Consider the following 22912-nt stretch of genomic DNA (forward strand, 5'->3'; position numbering starts at 1 on the left):
CGACGACTGTTCGCTGTTTTTTTAGCCGCTTGTCAGGCCAGTGTCACTTGATCCCGACCGGTGTGCTTGGAGTGGTAGAGTGCCTTGTCCGCCCGTTCAAACACATCTGACGGGTTGTCCCCATCCTTGAACAGGGTTGCGCCGATGGAGATGGTGATCTCCACCTTGGCATCGCGAAAACGGAACGGGATGCTCTTGATGGTCTGGCGCAGGGTCTCCAGCGGCTTCTGGAACTTGTCCGGGTTGATGTTGGGTAGCAACACCACAAACTCTTCCCCACCAAAACGGGCGATGAAATCTGTGTCACGCAGCGCGCTCTGCAGCGCTTTGGCGACCACTTTCAACGCCTTGTCACCTGCCATATGGCCGTAGTTGTCATTGATATTCTTGAAGTGATCGATGTCGATGATCGCCATGCAGAGCGGAGTGCGGTAACGAAGCCAACGTTTGTACTCCTGCTCCAGCCGTTCATCGAGGGCGGCCCGGTTGTGCACCTGGGTCAGGCTGTCGAGGAACAGCTTGTGTTTTTGAATGGTCAGCCGCTTCTTGTACTCAGCGGTCTCCTCCTTCATCAAGCGCAGCTTGGACTCCATGGTGGAGAGGCGGGTGAGCAGGTGACGCTCTCGCGCCGCTGTGCTGTCACGCTCTTGCAGCAGCAGGTTGATGGCGCCCATATGGCCGGAGATGGCGCGCTTGAGCGCATCGATGGAGTTATGGCTGGCCAGGGAGTGATCGATCGCCTGCAACTCGTTGACCAGCGCCTCGCGGGTCTCGCGGGTTTCGTTTTGCAGCGCACGCCCCTCATCGAGGGATTCGGTAAACCCGACATGTACTGCGGAGAGGCTTTCGTTGAGGGAGCTGAGGAAGGCACGGGAGGCTTTACGCTCCTCACGGGTGCCTTCGATGATGAGCTCGATCACCTGCAGGCAGGTTTCCGCCAGCAGGGCAGGGTTGATCCCGATCAGCAGTTGGCGGCGAATGTCGCTCAGGCTCTCGCCGATGGCACCGGCAAAGTCGAGTTCGGTGATAAGCCGCTGCAGCTCATCGGCGATACGGGCGTGATCCTTGAGATCAAACGGGTCGACATCGGGTTGGCCATCGTTGCTGGCAGTATCGCTTTCTTGTTGAGTTGCACCTGAAGGTGCCAACAGGGGTTGGCTTGGCAGCAGCTGGATCTTGATCGCCTGCTGGTAGAACTCCAGCAGCTTGATCACCTTTTTCTGGTGATCGGCAATGCCGTAACCGGCGGGACTTGCCAGAAATTCCTTGAGGGACTTGCGGGTCTCTTCCGGGAAGCCCTTGATGTTTTTCAGCTGTTTGGAACCAAGCTCGATGGCGGTCTGGGTCAGGGTGATCGACTCTTCCAACGCATTGCTGTGCTGCTGCAGCAGTTTTTCAATGGCCAGCAGATCCTCGTCTAGCGCGGTAAATGCGGGATTGTTATCCAGTTTCTGCTTGAGCTTGGCGAAGCGATTGTCCAGCTCGCGGTCGAAGCCACGGCAGGAGAGCATCAACTTGTTGATAAACTGGATGCCGCGAGCACGCTCTGCATCGGAAAACGACAGCACGCCGTCGAGTTCCAGCTGTTTCTGCTGAAGGGATTCCCTGAGTCTTGCCAATTGTCCTGCTACGGCAGCGATGTCATTCATTATCAGGTCGCCCTGTTGTCATTATTGTTTTTGGTGTTGGATAGCAACAGTGGTCGAACTTGGTTTCGATCCTCGCCTGTTATCTACATTATTTCCTGGTGGTTATCGGCTGCCGGCTTCCTTGCAAGGCTGGGCCAATTAACCCATTGCTTTTCATGAGAAGAATTGACTTTTACCAGTCCCTTGTCAATTGCCATCAGGCCGCATTGCCACACATCTCCATTAAAAAATGCCGCTTGTTGGCAATCGATCGCAGCCAGCTCCAACCAGGCGTTTTGCTGGCATTTTTCACTGAGCTGAATGGCTCCCGACAGGGCGAGATAGCAGAGGTCAAACAGGCCATTGTGATCGAGCGCGGTTGCCGCCTTCGGCAGGAAGGGGTGACTGACAATCCCGAGGCTGATCTGGCGATCCAGCGGATAGCTGCAAGGGAAGGCGGCGATGGCGGTCAGCAGGTCTCCCGCCAGTTGATGCAGGTTGGTGACGTGGCGCTGTGGCACTACATAGAGCATGTGTCCTTCACGCAAGTCATAGATACGGCCATCTTGCGGGGTCAGGGTGTCCATATAGGCACCGAAGGCCTGCTCGATTTCTCTGCTGGCCTGATAGCCGTGGCGCTCCAGCGTGTTGACCAGGAAAGGCACCCGGAACAGCAGATAGTGCAGCTTGTCATCGAACTCGCTGGAGGGCTGTTCGCTGAGGTACCAGCGATCCGATTTCAGCTGGCGCTTTGCCATCTCCCGCGGCCAGCGGTTCATCAACCGCTGCCAGTTGGCCAGCCCCGAGCGAGGCTCGATCAGCAGGGCCTCATTGGTCCGTTTCAGTTGCAGGCGGGCAGTACGCAGCTTGAGCCAGAGGGTGAAGAAGAGGTAGATAAAGAGCGCCAGCAGCAGGCTGGTGGTGATACTCGACCAGAGATAGCGCTCCTGCTGATGCTGGCTGTTGTTAAGCCGCTGCTCCAGCTCCTTGATATGTTGCACCCGCTCGACCTGAACATAGTTGTCACGGATCGCCGCCTGCTCCATGGCCTGCTCCTGCTGGCGCACCTCCTCGCCAAGACGGTGGAAGCGCTTGTAGCTGTCGAGAGCCTGACGCAGATACCCCTTCTGCTCATAGGCAAGCGACAACAGGCGGAATACCTCGTACTGACGGCGAGTATCGCCGAGCTGATTGGCCAGCGCGCGGGCGTTCTCCAACTGCAGGATGGCGATGGCGGCCTCCTGCTTCTTCAGATAGAGCTCGCCGAGCAGCAACAGGGTATCGATCAGCGGCTCTTTGGCATCGCTCAGCTCATGGGACTGACGGGCCGCATTGAGGTAGTTGCTGGCCAGCGAGAGGTTGCCGCTTTGCAGGTAGGTTTTGCCGATTTCGTATTTGAGCAGGGAGGCTTGCGGTCTGTTGCTCCCCTCATCGAGCAGATCCAGCGCATTGAAGAAGTAGACCAGCGCCATATTGAGGTCGCCCTGCTCGCGGTTGAGTCGCGCCAGCACCATGAGGGAGTCGCACAGCAGGGAGGGGTTGCCGATGGAGTGGAAGTAGTTGGCCGCCTCATTGGCATACTGCAGCGCTTTCTGGGGCTCCTGCTCCTGCTGGTAGAGTTTGACTATCTGGTTCGACAGCAGGCCGAGAAAGAGCGGGTCGTTGAGGCTTTTGGCCTGTTGCTGGGCATCAATATATTCCCCCAGCGCCAGTTGCGGCTGCTGCAGCGCGCGATAAAGATCGCCGCTGATGGCGCTGACCCAGGCACTGGCGAGAGGATTGGGGGTCTTGGCGGCCCAGATCCGCGCATCTGCCAAGTGGGCCTTGGCATCATCGAAGTGCTGGTTCTCGATGTCGTAGCTGGTGCGTTGCAGGCGGCCATAAATCTGGAGCTGGCTCTGCTTGAGAGTGGGGACGGCCAGCTGTTCGTCCAGTTGATCCATCAGGGCGCGGCTGGTGCTCTGGTTATCCGGTTTGAGGGCCTGACTGCGGATCTTGAGATAGAGGCCGTGGGCCTTGAGTTCCGGTTGTTGCTCTTTGTCTGCCAGCGCCATCGCCTTGTCGAGCGCTTGCTGGGTGGCCTGATATTGGCCCAGTTGCAGCAGACACTCCCCTTTGAGCAAGTGGGCGCCTATGGTCTGGGCCGCCGTGCTGTAGCTCAGGATGGGTTCGCGATAACCGAACTCCTGGCGATTGCTGATGATTTGCTGGGGATTATTGGCTGCGCGCGTCAGGAAGGCGGTGGTGATCTGGACGCATCTGGCAGGATCGGTCAGTACCATCGATTGCGCTTGTTGCAGATCGATTGAGAGTTGCTCCTTGTCCAGATCCAGATTCGGAGCTGACAGGGAGGACATCATCATGGCCAGAAAAAACAGTTGATTCATTGGATTAAGGACGGCGCAGAGGTGTTGGCATGTTATCCAAGCCCCCCCCTGCGAGTCCAGCGTTTACTGTGGTTTGCTGGTGGCCGGCAAGTGGGTTTCGTCTGGATTTTATTATCCAGCACCCTTATCCCTGCTGCGTAAAGCATCAATTGAAGCCTTTTGCCAGTCATGGAGGGCAGCGTACCTGCCCTCTCTGTCGCAGCTCGACTTTATTGGCGGATCAGACGCAGGTTGGTGGGCACCGCTTCGAAATTGGAGCGGAACGGGTTGATGTCGAGGCCGCCGCGGCGGGTATAGCGGGCATAGACGGTCAACTGCTCAGGCTGGAAATAGTGCTTGAGGTCGATAAAGATCCGCTCGATGCACTGCTCGTGGAACTCGTTGTGCTGGCGGAACGAGATGAGATAGCGCAGCAGCTTCTCCCGATCGAGTTTCGGCCCCTTGTAGCGGATCACCACAGAGCCCCAGTCGGGCTGGCTGGTGACCAGACAGTTGGATTTGAGCAGGTGGCTGTGCAGGGTCTCCTCGACCAGCTCGCTGCCTGCCGCCCCTTGCAGCAGGGACGCATCAAACTCGTAATTGTCTACCTCAATATCCTGCTCGTCGATGCACTCGCCGGGCAGCTGGGCAATCTGGTGCGGTGCCTTGTCGAGGGGGAACAGGGTCACCTTGACGGTCTCCCCGGCACAGGCGCTCAGATCCTTGGTCAGCATGGCGGCGACTGCCTCGATAGAGTCGCAACGGGTCTGGTTGAAGGAGTTGAGGTAGAGCTTGAAGGATTTGGATTCGATCAGGTTCGCACTGGTGGCAGGAATGGTCACTTCCCCCACCGCCACCATCGGCTTGCCCTTGGCATTGAGCCAGGAGAGCTCATAGAGGGTCCAGACATCGCAACCGCTAAAGGGCAGGTCATCGCCCATCTGGAGATCATCCCGGTTCAGGCTACGTGGAACCGGCTGCAGCAGGGAGGGGGTGTACTGGCTAATGTAATCGGATTGCTGGCCCAGACTCAGGCCGGTCAGGGCGCTGGCCCCGGCGTATCTATCTTGTTTGCTCACAGGGTTGCTCACGTAATGTGCTCATGATGAGTGGAATGAAACGGGCCATTGCAGGGCCGGATGGTTGCAGCCGTTTGGCTTGGGCGTCGGCCTCTCTGTATCCCGGGTTCTGTTTCTCGGGTCACTAGGTCGGCTGGCAACCTTGTCTGTTACCGGGTTTGGTGGTGCAATAGCGGACTTTGCCAGCAATTGTGGGGATTTTCGATGTCGGATCAAGTTTTGTCTGCCCTGGAGCACTTTTTTGCCCGCTGGCAACGGGATGGCGAGGCCAGACGAGGCCTGCCCCTGTGCGAGTGGGAGGCGGACTGGCGTTCCCCCTGCCAGCTTGGTGAGCCCGCCGATGGTCGGGTGGCTTGGCGCCCTCACCAGCGCCCCGAACCCGCCGATTTTACGGCCATGGCCGATGCTCTTGAGCTGACAATTCATCCCAGCGCTATCGCCCTGTTCGGGCACTGGTTCAGCCGCCCCATCCCCTGCCTTTTCAAGGGGCTGCGCCTTGAATTGATCCTGCCGTGGAACGAGGCGGATCTCGACCTGCTCAGGGAGAACCTCATCGGTCATCTGCTGATGCTGCGCAAGCTAAAACGAACCCCCTCCATCTTTATTGCCACCACCCGCAACGAGATGACGCTCATTTCCCTTGATAACGAGAGTGGTCAGGTGTGGCTGGAGTGGCTCGACTCCGGCCGCCGTCTGACGCTGGCTCCCTCTTTGCCGGCGTTTCTGGAGCGGCTTGAGACGTTGCCGCAATAGCACCTGTTCGAGCCAAGGTTACTCATCGGAACGAAAAGAGCCTTGCCATGCGGCAAGGCTCTTTTTTATGGCATCGCGTACAGGGAACGCGCTTAATCCTTGAAATCCCAGGAGAGGTTGGAGACCAGACGGCAGCTGTCGCACTTGAAGTCGAAGATCTCGTGCAGCGGCTCTGCCAGCGCCCACTCACCGCCACAGCTGGGACAGGGGCGCGCCTTCTCCTCGGCAGCGCTCAGCCCGCCCACCCGATAGAGGTAGTAGTAGGTGGGGATGCCGCTCAGCACTTCCAACCGTTTGGCCAGATCGCTGCCGCGCCGGTAGAGGCGGCTGCCCACTTCGCCGATTTCGTGCAGCGCCGCATGTTCGGCGATGGAGCCGTTCATCTGCAGCTGATCGCATGCCTCCCAATCCTCCTGCCACTTGATGATCTGCTTCTGATCGCCGTTGGCGACTGCGGGCAGTTGGTAGAGCGGAATGGGGGCGAAGTGGTCACCACAGCGCAGCGGCGAGCAGGTATGCAAGAAGCTGGTGTAGAGCATCATCCAGCTCGGCCGCTCGCCCTGCTGGCCGCAAGGATCTGTGCTGTCGGAGAGCAGATCCGCCCCCTGCAGCTGGAGTTTCGGCGCCAGCAGCCCGGCCTGATTGAGCTGCTGCTCAGCCAGTTTGACCTGCTCGCTCTGGTTGTCGGGGTGCAGGCTATCCTGCTCCGGGCAGACCACCCGACTGACGAAATAGCCGTCGTGCATGCTGGTGGGGAACTCCCGCCCGAGGATCTGGCCCTGATAACGCAGCATGTCGAGGTAGTTGACGATGGCCCGCTCGGCGTCGCCAAGGGAGGTATCGCGGTAACACTCAAAGCAGAGTTCGACGATATACATGGTTCAGCCTTGCCCCTGCTGGAGGAGCATGTCGGTCAGGCGATCTACCTTCTGTTCGATACGCGCGAGCTGTTCGGCGAGTTGCTGCAGGGTGAGCTCAGGCGCTGGCTGAGGGGCTGCCTCTTGCTGGAGCTCGCTCTCGGCGGTCGCGATGGGCTGCTGCTTCCACTGGCTCAGCACTTTCAGCAGCTCGGCCATCGGCACGGGCTGGGTGAGGCGGGCCTTGATCATGGCGGTGGTGGGCGTCAGGCCCTTGGCGGCCAGCTCGTTGGCAATTCGGATGATCTCGTGGGCGGACATAAGCATGCTCTGGGTGAGAAGGAGGGATCGATATCGGGGCGGGATCTTAACCAAAGCCGGCAGGGGAGGAAAGGGGCGGGCGGCTTAGCGGGGCTGGCGCAGCATCACATCGAGCTGGTCGATCGCTTCACACCAGTCGGAGTCGTTCCACAGGGCGTCGCGCAGAAAGCTGGCCTGGGCGGCGTTCCAGAAAACGGCCTCCGGCAGCAGGGTCTCATTGTCGAGGTGATGGTCGTGCACAAAGCGGTGCAGGCTCAGCTCGTCGTTGGCCATCCCGAGCTGGGCAAACAGGGCTGGCAGATCGTGGACAAGGGGTTCCATCTCGTCTCTCCCTTTGTTTAATCCCTGAGATTATAGACAGGCACAGCCATCGGGCGCAGAGACGAGATTGGAGATCAGGCTGAGGGGATGCGATGGGGTGGCAGATCAACGCCTACGATGTGCAGCCCCTGCATCTTGAGGGTGCCCTGATAGTGGCTCTCGCCATCGCTGGAGAATTCAAACTGATAGTGGGTCAGCAGCCGCAGGGGATTATGTGCCAGCTCCCGCCGATGGCGAGCCAGTGACAGCAGTTGCAGGTCATGGTGCTGGCAGTAGCGGCGCATGTATTGCCAGGCCACTTCTGCCTGTTGGCGTTGCAGCCAGAACAGGCCGGCTACGGCAATCAGCAACAAAATTCCGAGCATCTCTCCCATAGGCGGGCTTCCTTATCGTGATGTCGATAACCGGGAGTCCTGCTCGGCACTCCCGATCTCCTTTTCTATTTCCCGCCGTGTTGCCTCGTGGCGTGAGGGGGAGGCGAGGGATCAGGCCGAGGCAAACAGACGGCCGATGGCCTTGCCCAGAGCATCGCTGCGGTTGGGGTCACGCAGTCTGGCCAGCATATCATTGCGCAGGGCCGGTAAAGTGACCAACTCGGCAAAAACCTGATTGAAGAACTGGGTCGGTTGCAGTGCCAGCTGTTCCAGATAGTGGCTGAGCAGATTGGCATCTTTCAGATCGGGCCAGAGCCGGCCCGCAATGGCGAGCAGCAGCGCCGGGCTTGGCTGGGTTTGCAGCAGGGTCAGCAGCTTGTTGGTGCGCAAAGTGCTGCCGGGGCAGGAGGCCATGGCGCGGCAGAGGTAGGCCAGGGTCTCAGGGTTGGGGGCGGCGCACTCCTGCTCCTTGCCGATCCGCTCGAGCAGGGCGCCTTGTACTGCCGGCGGCAGCGGGGCGTTTTCAAGGCTCTGGCAGAGGGCGTAGAGCGGCTCTTGCGGCAGTTTGGGCAGCGCCTTGCAGATCAGCGCCAGATTGCGTTCATCATGCAGTCGCTCGGCCAGATCGGCAAAGCCCTGCAGCCCCAGCGTCTGCCAACCGGTGTCGTTGGGGGCGGCCAGATAGTGGCAGAGGGCATCGTAATAGGCGGAAGGGGCCTGCTCCAGCTGGCGCGCCAGCTTGGCGTGCAGACTGGCCATTTTTGCCTCCGCCGGGCGGAAGGTGTAGGGATTGTCGGCCAAGCGCTGGGCTTTTTCCTCGTCCAGATCGCCGGTGAGCTTGTAGCCCAGGGTCTCCACCACCTGATCCATGAACAGCTTGGGACCATTTGACATCAGCAGGCCGCGCTCATCGAGGGCAAACTTGAGGAACCAGAGATAGTGGCGAGACTCGCTCGGCTGGAAGAAGTGCACACCGAGCCAGGCGTGCTGTTGCAGCGGCCAGGGGTAGGGCTCCTGCTGCTGTTCGATGCGGACAAAGGTATCGCTGGCCAGGGGCCGCACCTGGCGGCCCATATCAAACAGCTGGAACTGGGTGCCAGCCTGAGTCAGAAATTCAGTCAAGGTATTGATGGCAGTAGGCGTCGCAGACATGGTGAGATCCGGCTAATGGTGATGCGGGCCGATTATAAGGCCCTTGCCGAGGATAGCCAGTGGCAGCAGACGCGCGTTGCGGCAGATATCAACATGGCAGCCATGCGGGGGGAGGTGTATAGTATCGCCCTTTTTTAACGGCGGCAGGCCGCGCTGGCTGCCGTGTGTGTCGATGCGCTGGCTGAATCGCCGGTGCTGCGCGACCGAATGTATCGGCATCCTGGCTGACCCTGTCGGGTCGGCGGATCAATCTGTGGTTATGAGGAAGAGAGCGAGATGAATCAATATTTGCTGGTAGCTGGCCTGTTGGGGGAACTCACCGCCGAGTTGCAGCGCCTTGAGCGCTGGCAAGCTGACCATCCCGGTGACGAAGCCCTGGCAAGCACCCTGCCTTTTTGTGTCGATACCCTGAGCTTTGATCAGTGGCTGCAGTTCGTGCTGATCCCGCGCATGGAGCAGCTGGTGATGTTGCAGGCGCCACTGCCCACCAGCGTCTCCCTTTATCCCATGGCCAGCGAAGTCTACAAAGAAGATCTGGCCGAAGCAGAAGCGCTGCTGCGCCTGATCGCCCGCTTCGATCTGCTGCTTTCCGGCAAAGTGATCGAACAATGATGCCAGATCAAACCCGAGAAGAGAGTGACTTGAAGCTGACCCTGCTCTATCAGGATGAGTGGCTGGTGGCGGTCAACAAGCCGTCCGGTCTGCTGGTGCACCGCAGTTGGCTCGACAAGGGCGAGACCCGTTTTGCCATGCAGATGACCCGGGATCTCATCGGTGGTCGCCATGTCTATCCGGTGCATCGCCTCGACCGACCCACCTCCGGTGTGCTGCTGTTTGCGCTCGATCCGGTGATTGCCCGCGCACTCACCGAAGCCTTCACCCAACGTCAGGTACACAAGGAATATCTGGCTCTAGTGCGGGGCTGGGCGCCCGAGCAGGGGGTGATCGACTATCCCCTCAAGGAGCAGCTGGACAAGATTGCCGATGCCATGAGCAACCCGGATCGCCCGGCGCAGGATGCCGTCACCACCTTCCGGCGCCTGCATCAGGTCGAGCTGCCCCACGCGGTCTCCAAGAAGCATCCCACCAGTCGTTACAGTCTGGTCAGATTGTTCCCGAAGACCGGCCGCAAGCATCAGCTGCGCCGTCATATGGATCACCTGTTCCACCCCATCGTCGGGGATACCACCCACGGGGATGGCCGCCACAACCGTTTCTTTCGCGAGCACTTTGGCTGCGAACGGCTGCTGCTGGTGGCCCGCACCCTGAGCTTTACCCATCCGGTGCTCAAGGTGCCGATGCGGATCCAGGCGCCGCTCGGTCAGGATGTGCTGCGCCTGTTTGCCGAGCTGGGCTGGCCCGCCAGCGAGAGCGACTACTAAGCGCCTGATCCTCAGCCCTGAATCGGTGGCATCTGACGCCAGCTTGCTGATAGAGTTGCTCAAAAGAGTGACTCACGCGGGGAGATGAGAATGGCGCAGATCGATATCGTGGTAGGAACTGTCTACGGCGCAGCCATGCTGGTGGCCGAGACCTTGGCAGATGAGCTGGAACGCAAGGGGCATCACTGTACCCTGCACGAAGAAGCACGGCTGGCGGACATCGACCCCGGCCGTTTTTTATTGCTGGTCAGTGCCACCACCGGGCAGGGGGACATTCCTCCCAATCTGCAGCCCTTTGCCAGCGAGCTGGCTGACAAGGCGCCCAGGCTCAAGGGGCTGCGGTATGCCCTGATTGCCATGGGTGACAGCAGCTATGACCATTTTTGTGGCGCGGGCCGTCGGCTGGACGGATTGCTGCAAGAGCTGGGCGCCACGCGAGTGATTCCCCCGCTGGAGCTGGATGCCACCGTGCACGATGAACCCGAACAGGTGGCACTCAGCTGGCTGAAAAAGTGGGATATTCAGTCCTGAATATTCTCTGAAATAGAGCCATATCAATCCCCTGATCCTTAACCGACAGGGGATTGTTATTTGCACAAATGTCATCTCACTCAGCAAGCATATTTCCCACTCTTATTGTCGATAGTGGCGGAGGGATATTTTCCCCTTTTGGCATTCCATCGGCGTAATGGTTTCAAGCGCACCGCAGACCCGTCGTCCAAATAAAAGTTCAATCTTGAAAGCGATCTCAGTCATGTTTTTGTCATTCGAACGTAAAATAATGACTTCGGTTCAGTCGCGAATTAATTGCTGGTAACGCTTTCAAGTTTACTTTAATTGCTAATTTTGTTGTTTTGTTAGTCATGCATTGCCTTGTGGGTCGTTTTTTTACCTGCTTGTGTTGAGGTGATTGTTTGCCGAGCGATTTGTCGCCATTTTGTGAGTCGCTTCATATTTGTCGTGAAATACGCTCCCTATAATCAACCTCGGTTATCACCAACAGGATTACATGGTGATAAGAAGTTGAATATTCAGGATCACACTCCTCACTGCGGGAAATAAGGAATATGACAATGAAAATGAAGTGGCTCCCGATTGCAGCAGCTGTTACTGCCGCCCTGGCTTCCCAAGCCGCCTTTGCCGTAGATTTCCACGGCTATATGCGTTCCGGTATCGGTGTTTCTGATAACGGTGACATGCAGATTAATGCGAAAAATAAAGTAGGCCGTCTGGGTAACGAAGATGACACTTATGGAGAGATCCAGCTGGGTCAAGAAGTCTACAACAAGAATAATCAAACTTTTTATGTAGACTCCATGTTTACCATGAAGACCGACTTCCAAAGCCGTGATTGGGAGGACACTGCTAGCGATTCATCCAACTTCGCACTGCGTCAGTTCAACGTTCAGGCTAAAAACCTGTTTGGTGGGAATGAAACCCTATGGGCCGGTAAGCGCTTCTATCAGCGTCATGACATTCATATCTCCGATACCTACTACTGGGATGTCTCCGGCGCCGGTGCTGGTGTAGAAAATATTGAGGTTGGTCCGGGCAAGCTCTCTGTTGCTGTCACTCGTAATGACCCATGGGAAGCAGTGACTGGCACTAAAGATACTATCGATACCAACGTGTTCGATATTCGTTATGCTGGCATTCCTCTTTGGACTGACGCTTCTCTTGAAGTCGGTTATGACTTTGCTATGGCAAACCCGACTGACGAGCAAGATAAGCTGAACCCCAATATCAATGATGGTCATATGTTGACAGCTGAACTGACCCAGTCAATGTTGGGTGGTTTCAACAAGACTGTTGCTCAGTACTTTATGGATGGTCTGGCTGCTCAAGGTGTGAGCTATGGTTCTGGTTCAGGGAGCGGCCTGCAGTCCAATTCCAGCAGTGGTGATGGCTTCCGATTGATCAACTGGGGTGTGCTGCCAGTTGGTGACAAAGTTGAATTTGGCCACCAGCTGATTTATGCGCAGGCTAAAGACTTTACTGAATGGGGCACTCAGTACGAGGACAAGGATACTTTCTCTGTTGTTGTTCGTCCGATGTACAAGTGGAATGATGTCATGAAGACCGTCGCTGAGGTGGGTTACTTCAAAGATCATGAAACTAAGAAAGGCGCAAGTGAAACCTCTACTGATGGTAGCAAGTATACACTGGCACAAGCTTGGTCTGCAGGCTCAGGTTTCTGGGCTCGTCCTGAAATCCGTGTTTTCGCCTCCTATGTACAGCAAGATGGTCAATTCCGTGCTGACAGCAACGGTGTTAAGCAAGACAACGCTTGGAACTTCGGTGTACAAGCCGAAGCTTGGTGGTAATCTCTCCATCACCTGATTTCAAGTCGCCCCCGCTTGTCGGGGGCTCTTTTTTTCTAGATGGCGTGTAGGGTAGGCAGATGAAATATAGCAAGGTAGCGTTGACGATTTTGTGTTCCACTCTGATGACGGCCTGTGCGTCGCTTGAGGCAACGGTGGCTCCCACTCAGGAGTACAAGGGTATCCTCGATAGCCGTGCCAGTGCACTCCAGCAACTCGGCACAGCTACAGTATGTTGCAGCAGTATCAATGAGTTGCAGTATCAGCCGTTGGCTGCTGAGCAGAAAAGAGTGGTTGCCATAGATGGCAGCTCTCCGGCGTTCAACTTCCCGGAAGGCAAGAGCTATTATGCCGCCTTCAAATTACCGAGCAATTCTGGTGATCTCAAGATCACGGTTGCTGGGCTGATTGACAAGACGTTGTTTAACCCAACAGTGTTGCTGCTGGATTCCCAGTTCAAGCCGACCCGCACAATCGGTGCCAACATCATTACCTACAAACCTGCGCGTATGTTGGATGGCGATCGGGTTGAAGGTGTCTTTACCATCGACCGTTCCTATGTCGGCAATCCGAACAATGAAACCTATATGGTGATTTACACCACTCAGGCTACTTTGAGTCAGACTACCCAAGCCATGAGCCCTTCCAAGATGATGGCAAAATCGATGAGTGTGCAGGATTATGGCGCCAAAGATCCGCTGATCCCGCACTCGGCTTGGGGTGTCGTCACACTTGATGTGGAAGATCTGAGTGCCAGTGCGCTGGGGGATAACTTCTACAAGCCGGTTTACCAGGAAGCGATCGATGCCAATACACCGATCGTGGATACGACACCAAACAAGCTGGTTGTGCCAGTTGCTACCGCTGCTACCGCTGCAACTTCAGTGGCTGGGGCAACCGTCGCCAAACCTGCTCCTGCCATGTTGAGTGAAACTGAAGCCTTCTACCAGAGCCAGATCGAAAAAGCGGTCAAGGCGGGGGATATCGACAAGGCGATGAAGCTGGTGAACGAGGCTGAGCGGGCCGGTTCAACCAAGGCAAAAAGCGTGTTTATTGATGCGGTCAAGCGCTCGCAAAAATAGAATAATACGCCCCTTTGCTGGTCAGATATATTTATTGAGGCCTCCCTTGTTGGAGGCCTTTTTAATCGGTAGACTGTAATAAATAAAAATCACGCCGTTACATTTGGTTACAATGAGTTGCCGTTTGATGTGAATGGCATTGTTAAAATACAAAGTGAAACTGCTATTTATATGTCTTTGTAATAGAGTGATAATGCGGATTGTTAACTTATATTAGATGCGTTTTTTAGCCGCTAAACAAGTTGTGATCTTCCCTCCAAATTCAATATTCCCCCGCCTTTGAAAGCAGCAATTTATGACCCGCTGGGTTATATTCTGATGGTCAAAATAAACAAGCCCGACTCGAAGATATCTGAATGAATCAGTCCTTATTTCATCCAGATAGATCGTTCAGGGACGACAATCCATTCAGGAGCGCACACAATGTTCAAAAATGCTTTCTCTAATCTGCAAAAGGTTGGTAAGGCGCTGATGCTGCCAGTATCAGTCTTGCCAGTCGCAGGTATTCTGCTGGGGGTGGGGGCTGCCCACTTCAGCTGGATGCCGGAAATTGTCTCCCAATTGATGGAGCAAGCCGGTGGTTCCGTATTTGGCCAGATGGCCCTGCTGTTCGCAGTGGGTGTTGCTCTGGGTTTTACCAATAACGACGGTGTATCCGGTCTGTCAGCTATCGTTGGCTACGGCATCATGGTCGCAACCCTGAAGGTCATGGCACCTGTGATGGGTGTTGAAACCATCGAAACCGGCGTGCTGGGTGGTATCCTGGCCGGTGGTATCGCTGCCTGGGCGTTCAACCGCTTCTACAAGATCCAGCTGCCAGAGTACCTGGGCTTCTTCGCGGGCAAACGTGCCGTACCCATCATCACCGGTTTCCTCTCCATCGGTCTGGGTGTGATCCTGTCTGTGATTTGGCCGCCAGTGGGTGGCGCCATCGGTGCCTTCTCTGACTGGGCTGCCAACCAGAACCCGGTACTGGCCTTCGGTATCTACGGCGTGGTTGAGCGCTCCCTGATCCCGTTCGGTCTGCACCACATCTGGAACGTACCGTTCTTCTATCAGGCGGGTACCTGCGTCAACGGTGCCGGTGAAACTGTTCACGGTATCATGACCTGCTTCCTGACTGCTGATGACGCGTCCCGCGCTGCCGGTAACGGCTTTGGTCAGCTGGCTGGTGGCTACCTGTTCAAAATGTTCGGTCTGCCTGCTGCTGCGTTCGCCATCGCTCACGCTGCCAAGCCGGAAAACCGCGCCAAGATCGTTGGTATCATGGCCTCTGCAGCCCTGACCTCTTTCCTGACCGGTATCACCGAGCCGATTGAATTCTCCTTCCTGTTCATCGCACCGGTTCTGTACGCAATCCACGCTGTACTGGCTGGTCTGGCTTATGTGCTGACCAACTCTCTGGGTATCGTACATGGTCACACCTTCTCCAATGGCTTCATCGACTTCGTGGTGCAATCACCGCGTGCCGACAACATGCTGCTGCTGGTAGGTCTGGGTCTGGTTTACGCGGCCATCTACTACGTGGTATTCAGCTTCGTTATCCGTGCCATGAACCTGAAAACCCCGGGTCGTGAAGACGAGACTGCTGAAGAGGCCGTTGGCCAAGGCAAAGACGAGATGTCTGCTGCTCTGGTTGCCGCCTTCGGTGGTAAAGAGAACATCGCTTCTCTGGATGCCTGCATCACCCGTCTGCGTGTTGGCGTGAAAGATGTTGCCAAAGTTGACCAGGCTGGTCTGAAGAAACTGGGTGCAGCCGGTGTGGTTGTGGCTGGTTCCGGCGTTCAAGCCATCTTCGGTACCAAGTCCGACAACCTGAAAACCGACATGGACATCTGGATGAAGAGCAACTAATCCTGTTGCCTGAATATCAGCGTGTTTGAAGAGGGAGGCGAAAGCCTCCCTCTTGCTATTTCTGGTCATGGATCGTGCGAGTCGCTGTAGATCGATCTCGGCAGGAGTCTCTTTGCCCAAGATGCGATGTGTAACGGGATACCTTCTGTCGGCGTTGTGCCTCGCTCGCCTTATCGCACACCATCACCAGGTCAACCTTATAGCCAGATAAAGTCATCCAGTAATCAGCCAATAAAAAGAGCGCCATCTGGGCGCTCTTTTGTCGAGTCGAGGGGATTAGAGTTTCTCCAGATCCCGTTCGATTTCGCTGATCTTGTTTTGTACTACTTTTTCCAGATGGCGCAGGTCGCGCAGGATCTTCTGCTTGATGTCCGGGTCGGCTTGCTGATGGACGCCCTGGGTCAGGTTGTCCAGCTCGTCCACCACATACTTGAGGTTGGCGTTGATCTCGGTGACATCCTTGTACTCATGGGTACCGGAGTCGACCAGCATGGTTTTGCGCTGGCGGGGATACTTGAATTTGACACTCTTGGCGAAGAACTCGCCCTTCTGCTTCTTGAAGTAGATCTTGAGGATGTCGTGGTTGGCCTCCTGGCGCAGGGTATAGCTGTCGACGGAGGCGGGATCCTGGATCCCCAGGCTCTTCAGATTCTCGTACATCAGGCTTCCTCGGTTTGAAACGATCCTGTCCCATCCATCTTAACCGATGCCTTATGGCTTGCCTGTGACAAGGGCGCCAAAATCAAAAGGGCGCCATCAGGCGCCCTTTTCATCACAGCTATGCTGATTACTCGTCGATGGAGCGCAGCAGAGCGTTGATGCCTACTTTGGCGCGAGTCTTGGCATCGACCTTCTTGACGATGACCGCCGCGTAGAGGCTGTACTTGCCGCATTTGGAGGGCAGGGAGCCGGAGACGACCACGGAGCCAGCCGGTACGCGGCCGTAGTGGATCTCGCCGGTTTCGCGGTCATAGATGCGGGTGGACTGGCCGATGAAGACGCCCATGGAGATGACGGAACCTTCCTCGACGATCACCCCTTCAACCACTTCGGAGCGGGCACCGATAAAGCAGTTGTCTTCGATGATGGTCGGGTTGGCCTGCAGCGGTTCCAGTACGCCGCCGATGCCGACGCCGCCGGAGAGATGCACGTTCTTACCGATCTGGGCGCAAGAGCCTACGGTGGCCCAAGTATCGACCATGGTACCTTCGTCAACGAAGGCGCCGATGTTGACATAGGAGGGCATCAGCACGGTATTGGGGGCGATAAAAGAGCCTTTGCGGGCGGTTGCCGGCGGCACCACGCGCACACCCGCTTCCTTGAACTGCTCGGCAGTGTAGTTGGAGAATTTGAGGGGAACCTTGTCGTAGTACTGGGCATCGTCGCCCTTGATGATGCCGTTGTCGTTGATGCGGAAGTAGAGCAGTACCGCTTTCTTCAACCACTGATGGACAACCCACTCACCGGCGATCTTCTCGGCAACCCGTGCCTTGCCGGAGTCCAGCAGGTCGATGGCTTGCAGGATGGCGGACTTGGTGGCGCTATCCACGGAGCCCGGAGTAATGGTGTCGCGGCGCTCGAAGGCCGCTTCAATGATCTGTTGCAACTCGGTCATGACAGGTTTCCTTTAAAAAATTCTGTTTGTTGTATCACACTTTTCCGACTGTTTTTAAGGGGTTGACCGGAATTCTTCCGGCCAGCGGCCATTTCTTCATCCGGTGTGCGCCAACCAGTTGTTTGGTATGGCAAAAAACGCCCGACAATCAGCCTCTTTCGAATCACTCTTCGCTTAATCCAGTACCGATTGCTGGGGATTGAGCTGGTGTACCAGTCGCTCTTCCAGCTGTTTTTGCTGCTCGGCGGTCAATGGCTCGCCATCGAGGCTGGTCAGGCTGAAAAAGTCCTCGACCCTCTCACCGAAAGTGGCGATTTTGGCGGCGTGTAGCGACAGTCCGCACTGCTGGAAAACGGCACCGATCCGCGCCAGCAGGCCGGGGGTATCGAGGGCAGTCAGCTCCATCAGGGTGTGACGGCTCTCCCCTTTATGAGGCAGGAAGACTACCCGGGTCGGTACGCTGAACTGGCGGTGGCGCCGCGACAACGGCTTATTGCGCAGCACCAACTTGCCCGGCTCCTGCAGCGCCTTCTCCAGCGCTTTCTTGATGGTGGCGGTGCGGTTGGGGCTGATGGGCTCGCCGCTCGGCTCCAGCACCACGAAGGTATCGAGCACATAGTTGCTGCGCGAGTTCATGATCTGGGCGTCGTGGATGTTAAGGTTCTTCTGATCCAGCGCCGAGGCCACGGTGGCAAACAGATTCGGCGTGTCGCGGCAGTAGATAAATACCTCGCTGCCGCCGCGGGTCGGGTGTTTGCCGATGATCACCAGCGGAGCCGGATTGTCGCCATGCTCGATGATGTGGCGGCAGTGCCAGGCGATCTGCTCCGGGCTGTGACGCAGGAAGTAGTCGGCCTTGAAATCGGCCCAGAGCAGGTTGATCGCCTCTTCCGATACATCCCTTTGTGCCAGCAGTTGCTTGGCCTGACGCTGGTTTTCGCGAATGCGCAGCCGCATGTCGGGCGGGTTCTCCAGCCCCTGGCGCAGCGCCTTCTGGGTCGCGAAGTAGAGCTCCCGCAGCAGGGTGCCCTTCCAATCGTTCCACAGGGTGTCGTTGGTGGCGCAGATATCGGCCACGGTGAGGCAGTAGAGCAGGTCGAGATGCTGTTCGTCGCGCACCTTCTGGGCAAAATCGGTGACAACGTCGGGGTCATAGATGTCGCGGCGCTGGGCTGTGACCGACATCAGCAGATGGTGGCGCACCAGCCAGGCGACCAGCCGACTCTCGTAGCGATCCAGACCGTGCAGCTGGCAGAACTCCAGCGCATCGACGGCGCCGAGTTCCGAGTGATCGCCGCGCCGCCCTTTGGCGATGTCGTGGAACAGGGCGGCGATGCTGAGCAGCTCCGGTTTGCGCAGCCGGGTGAAGACCTCGTGGCAGAGCGGGTGGCTCTGGCGACTGGCCGGATTGGGAAACTGGTGAATGTTCTTGAGTAGCCGATGGGTGTGCTCATCCACCGTGTAGGCGTGGAACATGTCGAACTGCATCTGGCCGACGATGAGGTTCCACTGGGGCAGATAGGCCGCCAGAATGCCGTACTTGTGCATCAGGGTGAGCGGTAGGCCGATGCCGTTGGGGTGGCGCAGCAGCGCCATGAACAGGCGACGGCAGTCAGGCAAGTCCTGCAGCCAGCAGTTGAGTTTGCGGCGCGCCTCGCGCAGCTGGCGCAGGGTGGCCGAGTGGATGCCGGCAATCTCGGGATGCTGGGCCATCTGATAGAAGAGGCGCAAGATGGCGGCCGGTTCACGGCTGAACAGCTCCGCATCCACCGCATCGATGAGGCGGCCACGGAGCTGGAACTCGTCGGAGAGGCGGCGCACATCCATGGCGGTGTTGCCGAGGATCGCTTCGTCAAACAGCTGCAACAGCATCTCGTTGAGCTCGGAGACCCGCCGCACAGTCTGGTAGAAGCGCTTCATCATCTGCTCGACCGGAGTGTTGCCCTCTCCCTCGAACCCCAGCATCTGGGCCACGGTGCGCTGGCGATCGAACAGCAGGCGGTTATCCCCCTTGTTGATCGCCATATGCAGGGCGAAACGCACCTTCCAGAGGAAATTCTGGCAGTCGAGTAGTTCACGATACTCGGCGCGGTTGAGAAAGCCGTGGCTGGTCATCTCGAACAAGGTAGTGGCGCCGAAGTGGCGGCGGGCAACCCAGGCGAGGGTTTGAATATCCCGCAGGCCGCCCGGATTGCTCTTGAGATCCGGTTCCAGCTTGTAGGCGGTGCCGAGAAACTGCTGATGACGTTCAGCCTGCTCCTGGCGCTTGGCGCGAAAGAAGGCTTCGCTTGGCCAGAAGTGCTGGGGGCCGGTGGCCTCTTTCAGTTGCTGGAATCCCTCCTGGCGACCTGTGATGTAGCGGGCCTCGATGAGGTTGGTTGCTACCGTGATATCGGCGCGCCCCTGCTCGAGGCACTCCGCCACGTTGCGCACCGCCTGACCCACCTCCAGCTTGAGATCCCATAGCAAGGTGATGAACTCGCCGATCCGCAGTCCCAGCACCTCGTCCAGTTCGTCGCCGTCATAGAGGATCAGCAGGTCGATATCGGAGTGGGGGTGCAGCTCGCCACGGCCATAACCGCCTACCGCGATGAGGGTGAGGTCGCTCTTGTCGAAGCCGAACTTCTGCCACAGCCGGCAGAGCAGCTGATCCATGTATTCGGAGCGGGTGGCAACCAGCTCGATGATGTTGTCACCGGCATCGAAACGGGCGTGCAGCCAGCCGAGAAAGCGGCTCAGGTACTCTTTGCAGTTGTCGCGAGTGAGCTGGTCATCGGGTAACAAATGGGGGGAAAGCAGGCTGGCGTCCATGGCATCTCACACACAGTGGCAGGCAAACGGCTGAAACAGAAGTAAAAACCCCGGCGCTTTGGAAGTTCAGGGCCGGGGTTCGATGTTAGCTGTGTTTGATGAAGCGGTCGATAGTGTCATCGGGGCGCAGGGTGAGCACCTCGCAGCCATCATCGGTCACAAGCAGGGTGTGCTCCCACTGGGCGGAGTCGCCGCCATCCTTGGTGGTCACGGTCCAGCCATCCTTCGGATTGACCTTGCAGTGATACTTCTTGCTGTTGACCATCGGCTCGATGGTGAAGCACATGCCTGCTTTCAGCTCCAGCTTGCCGCTGTTGCGATAGTGGAGGATCTGTGGCTCTTCGTGGAACTCGGCACCGATGCCGTGGCCGCAGTAGTCACGCACTACGGAGAAACCGGCCTTCTCGACGATGGGCTGAATAACAGCGCCAATCTCGGTGATGCAGGCACCCGGACGCACCTTCTTGATGGCGGCGTAGAGGCTCTCTTGCGCAACTTTACAGAGCTGGCGGCGCAGCGGGGTGGTCTCGCCCACGATGAACATGGCCGAGGTATCGCCGTGGTAGCCATCCTTGATGACGGTGATATCCAGATTAATGATGTCGCCATCGCGCAGTTTCTTGTGATTCGGGATACCGTGGCAGATCACATCGTTCACCGAGGTGCAGATGGATTTGGGGAAGCCGTGGTAGTTGAGCGGAGCTGGAACCGCCTGTTGTACGTCGACAATATAGTCGTGGCAGAGGGTGTTCAGTTCGTCAGTGGTGACGCCAGCTTTGACATGGGGCGCAATCATGACCAGCACATCGGCGGCCAATTGGCCGGCAACGCGCATCTTTTCAATCTCTTCCGGTGTCTTGATTTTAATGGACATGGGATCTCTCTTGCGGCCTGCCGCTGGGCCTGCGAGGGCAGACAGGACAGGTAATGAAAAATAGATGCGTTTGCAATCAGGGCAAAATTTTATCCGCAACCCCCGCGTACTTCCAGTGTGATTGTCATCACAACGTCAAATCAGCGTCGCAGCATCCTCTGGCGGGATCCATATTTACACCTGTTTAGGGTGTCGGCCGGTGGTGTCCTGAACAAAGTTATGATATAAAGCGCGCCGGAATGGGGAACTTGCGTCCCGATTTCATCACCCTTACTTAAACAACACACACACATCGACACATATGCCGGGGTGCCTTAACGGGTCGGTTATATGGGATGTGTGGAGGCCTAACCCCAATACAGAGGTATAAAATGGCTAAAGTTTCTATGCGCGACATGCTGCAAGCCGGCGTTCACTTCGGTCACCAGACTCGTTACTGGAACCCGAAAATGAAATCCTACATCTTCGGTGCCCGCAGCAAAGTTCACATCATCAACCTGGAAAAAACCGTTCCGATGTTTGACGATGCCATGAACTTCATCAGCTCCGTAGCTGCCAAGAAAGGCAAGGTACTGTTCGTTGGTACCAAGCGTGCCGCGTCTGAAGCCGTAAAAGAAGCCGCTGAGCGTTGCGACCAGTTCTATGTAAACCACCGCTGGCTGGGCGGTATGCTGACCAACTGGAAAACCGTTCGTCAGTCTATCAAGCGCCTGAAAGATCTGGAAACCCAGAGCCAGGACGGTACCTTCGACAAGCTGACCAAGAAAGAGGCGCTGATGCGTACTCGCGAAATGGAAAAGCTGGAGAAGAGCCTGGGTGGTATCAAGAACATGGGCGGCCTGCCTGACGTTCTGTTCGTTGTCGATGCCGACCACGAGCACATCGCTATCAAAGAAGCCAACAACCTGGGTATCCCGGTAGTTTCCATCGTTGATACCAACTCCAACCCGGACGGCGTTGATTACGTCATCCCGGGTAACGACGACGCTATCCGTGCCGTACAGCTGTACCTGAATGCTGCTGCTGACACCGTACTGGAAGCTCGCGCTCAGGACATCGTTGTTCAAGCCGAACAAGATGGCTTCGTTGAAGCTGAGTAATTGATAAGGACTGTAAAGCCCTTATTAACCAAGCTGATGTAATTGGTTAGCAGGGGCCCTTGTGGCCCCTGTTTCTTGTCAATTCAAGACCGAGGATACTGGACATGGCTAACGTTACTGCCGCCCTGGTAAAAGAACTGCGCGAGCGCACTGCCGCTGGCATGATGGATTGCAAAAAAGCACTGGAAGAAGCTGCTGGTGATATCGAGCTGGCAATTGAGAACATGCGCAAATCCGGTCAGGCCAAAGCCGCCAAGAAAGCTGGCCGTATCGCCGCTGAAGGCGTTATCTTTGCTCGCACCGAAGGCAACGTTGCCGTCATGATCGAGCTGAACAGCGAAACCGACTTCGTCGCCAAAGATGCCAGCTTCATGGCAATGGGCCAGAAGATCGCTGACATCGCTGCGACCCAGAAAATTGCTGACGTTGACGCGCTGAAAGCCGCTGACTTCGGTAACGGCGAATCCGTCGAGCTGACCATCACCAACCTGATCGCCAAGATCGGTGAGAACATGAACCTGCGTCGCGTGATGCTGGTTGAAGGTGACAACCTGGGTACCTACGTTCACGGTTCCCGCATTGGTGTTATCACCAAGCTGACCGGTGGTTCTGCCGAGCTGGCCAAAGATCTGGCCATGCACGTTGCTGCCAACAGCCCGCAATTCGTCAAGCCTGAAGACGTGTCTGCTGAAGTCGTTGCCAAAGAGCGCGAAATCCAGATCGACATCGCCATCAACTCCGGCAAGCCGAAAGAGATCGCCGAGAAGATGGTTGAAGGCCGCATGAAGAAGTTCACCGGTGAGGTTTCCCTGACTGGTCAACCGTTCGTGAAAGATCCTTCCATGACCGTTGCCGAGCTGCTGAAGAAAGAAGGCGCTGACGTTGTTTCCTTCACCCGTTTCGAAGTGGGCGAAGGCATCGAGAAGCAAGAGACCGATTTCGCTGCTGAAGTTGCAGCCCAAATCGCGGCCGCTCAGAAGGCCTAATCGAACCGGTTTTTCCGTTTCCCCAGACCGCGACTT

General features: G+C 56.9%; 21 protein-coding genes. 9 read left to right on the top strand and 12 right to left on the bottom strand.

The annotated features are described in order from the left end of the window. Positions 1–32: 32 nt before the first annotated feature. The 3 genes from AB5Y67_RS14080 to queF form a co-directional block, all read right to left on the bottom strand. The gene (locus tag AB5Y67_RS14080; protein WP_040068492.1) at positions 33–1649 is read right to left on the bottom strand and encodes a diguanylate cyclase; all 1617 of its coding nucleotides are present in this window, start codon (positions 1647–1649) and stop codon (positions 33–35) included. A gap of 83 nt (positions 1650–1732) precedes the next feature. After that, the gene (locus AB5Y67_RS14085) at positions 1733–4015 is read right to left on the bottom strand and encodes a hypothetical protein (protein ID WP_199416159.1); all 2283 of its coding nucleotides are present in this window, start codon (positions 4013–4015) and stop codon (positions 1733–1735) included. 209 nt (positions 4016–4224) lie between these two features. After that, positions 4225–5073, bottom strand: a complete 849-nt coding sequence (queF, locus tag AB5Y67_RS14090) for an NADPH-dependent 7-cyano-7-deazaguanine reductase QueF (protein WP_199427468.1) — start codon at positions 5071–5073, stop codon at positions 4225–4227. 204 nt (positions 5074–5277) lie between these two features. Here queF and syd point away from each other — a divergent pair, with 204 nt between their 5' ends. After that, complete coding sequence (gene syd, locus AB5Y67_RS14095) at positions 5278–5826, top strand: SecY-interacting protein (RefSeq protein ID WP_064338576.1); 549 nt, start codon at positions 5278–5280, stop codon at positions 5824–5826. A gap of 92 nt (positions 5827–5918) precedes the next feature. Here syd and AB5Y67_RS14100 read toward each other — a convergent pair whose 3' ends face one another. From AB5Y67_RS14100 to AB5Y67_RS14120, 5 genes are all read right to left on the bottom strand, one after another. Then, complete coding sequence (locus tag AB5Y67_RS14100) at positions 5919–6704, bottom strand: Zn-ribbon-containing protein (RefSeq protein ID WP_064341765.1); 786 nt, start codon at positions 6702–6704, stop codon at positions 5919–5921. 3 nt (positions 6705–6707) lie between these two features. Further along, positions 6708–7004, bottom strand: coding sequence for a hypothetical protein (locus AB5Y67_RS14105; RefSeq protein ID WP_064341764.1), 297 nt, complete (start codon positions 7002–7004; stop codon positions 6708–6710). An 84-nt stretch (positions 7005–7088) separates the two neighbouring features. Next, positions 7089–7325 (bottom strand): DUF2789 family protein, encoded by a 237-nt coding sequence (locus AB5Y67_RS14110; protein WP_064338556.1) that lies wholly within the window; start codon positions 7323–7325, stop codon positions 7089–7091. Positions 7326–7399: 74 nt separating this feature from the next. Then, the gene (locus tag AB5Y67_RS14115; protein WP_047435589.1) at positions 7400–7699 is read right to left on the bottom strand and encodes a DUF3301 domain-containing protein; all 300 of its coding nucleotides are present in this window, start codon (positions 7697–7699) and stop codon (positions 7400–7402) included. Between the two features lie 111 nt (positions 7700–7810). Next, entirely contained in the window at positions 7811–8851 is a 1041-nt protein-coding gene (locus tag AB5Y67_RS14120) for a DUF3549 family protein (RefSeq protein ID WP_113738991.1), read from the bottom strand. A gap of 276 nt (positions 8852–9127) precedes the next feature. On the opposite strand from AB5Y67_RS14120, the gene AB5Y67_RS14125 reads away from it, so the two are divergent. The 6 genes from AB5Y67_RS14125 to ptsG all read left to right on the top strand — a co-directional run bounded on the left by AB5Y67_RS14125 (position 9128) and on the right by ptsG (position 15490). Beyond that, entirely contained in the window at positions 9128–9463 is a 336-nt protein-coding gene (locus AB5Y67_RS14125) for a YqcC family protein (RefSeq protein ID WP_005338596.1), read from the top strand. Next, on the top strand, positions 9460–10233 hold the full coding sequence (gene truC / locus AB5Y67_RS14130; RefSeq protein WP_041202291.1) for a tRNA pseudouridine(65) synthase TruC: 774 nt from the start codon (positions 9460–9462) through the stop codon (positions 10231–10233). Before AB5Y67_RS14125 ends, truC begins: the two co-directional genes overlap by 4 nt. A 90-nt stretch (positions 10234–10323) precedes the next feature. Next, positions 10324–10764, top strand: coding sequence for a flavodoxin (locus AB5Y67_RS14135; protein ID WP_342291416.1), 441 nt, complete (start codon positions 10324–10326; stop codon positions 10762–10764). A 542-nt stretch (positions 10765–11306) separates the two neighbouring features. After that, on the top strand, positions 11307–12557 hold the full coding sequence (locus AB5Y67_RS14140) for a maltoporin (RefSeq protein ID WP_043818990.1): 1251 nt from the start codon (positions 11307–11309) through the stop codon (positions 12555–12557). 77 nt (positions 12558–12634) lie between these two features. Further along, positions 12635–13636, top strand: coding sequence for a MalM family protein (locus tag AB5Y67_RS14145; RefSeq protein ID WP_043818987.1), 1002 nt, complete (start codon positions 12635–12637; stop codon positions 13634–13636). 423 nt (positions 13637–14059) lie between these two features. Next, the gene (gene ptsG / locus AB5Y67_RS14150) at positions 14060–15490 is read left to right on the top strand and encodes a PTS glucose transporter subunit IIBC (protein ID WP_005338586.1); all 1431 of its coding nucleotides are present in this window, start codon (positions 14060–14062) and stop codon (positions 15488–15490) included. Between the two features lie 276 nt (positions 15491–15766). Here the strand turns inward: ptsG and AB5Y67_RS14155 are convergent, their stop codons facing one another. The 4 genes from AB5Y67_RS14155 to map form a co-directional block, all read right to left on the bottom strand. Beyond that, on the bottom strand, positions 15767–16150 hold the full coding sequence (locus tag AB5Y67_RS14155; protein ID WP_005338583.1) for a DUF3461 family protein: 384 nt from the start codon (positions 16148–16150) through the stop codon (positions 15767–15769). 127 nt (positions 16151–16277) lie between these two features. Beyond that, positions 16278–17105 (bottom strand): 2,3,4,5-tetrahydropyridine-2,6-dicarboxylate N-succinyltransferase, encoded by an 828-nt coding sequence (gene dapD, locus AB5Y67_RS14160; protein WP_005338581.1) that lies wholly within the window; start codon positions 17103–17105, stop codon positions 16278–16280. Between the two features lie 174 nt (positions 17106–17279). Next, a complete protein-coding gene (glnD, locus tag AB5Y67_RS14165; RefSeq protein ID WP_064338549.1) occupies positions 17280–19916 on the bottom strand; it encodes a bifunctional uridylyltransferase/uridylyl-removing protein GlnD in 2637 nt (878 codons plus the stop codon). Between the two features lie 85 nt (positions 19917–20001). Beyond that, positions 20002–20790: a type I methionyl aminopeptidase gene (gene map / locus AB5Y67_RS14170; RefSeq protein WP_021229216.1), complete on the bottom strand. Its 789-nt coding sequence runs from the start codon at positions 20788–20790 to the stop codon at positions 20002–20004. A 371-nt stretch (positions 20791–21161) separates the two neighbouring features. On the opposite strand from map, the gene rpsB reads away from it, so the two are divergent. Continuing rightward, positions 21162–21890, top strand: coding sequence for a 30S ribosomal protein S2 (rpsB, locus tag AB5Y67_RS14175; RefSeq protein ID WP_005303470.1), 729 nt, complete (start codon positions 21162–21164; stop codon positions 21888–21890). A gap of 104 nt (positions 21891–21994) precedes the next feature. Beyond that, positions 21995–22876 (top strand): translation elongation factor Ts, encoded by an 882-nt coding sequence (tsf, locus tag AB5Y67_RS14180; RefSeq protein ID WP_005338578.1) that lies wholly within the window; start codon positions 21995–21997, stop codon positions 22874–22876. The last annotated feature ends 36 nt before the right edge of the window (positions 22877–22912 follow it).

The sequence above is a fragment of the Aeromonas sp. s12 genome (assembly GCF_040907925.1).
GTDB lineage: Bacteria > Pseudomonadota > Gammaproteobacteria > Enterobacterales > Aeromonadaceae > Aeromonas > Aeromonas veronii.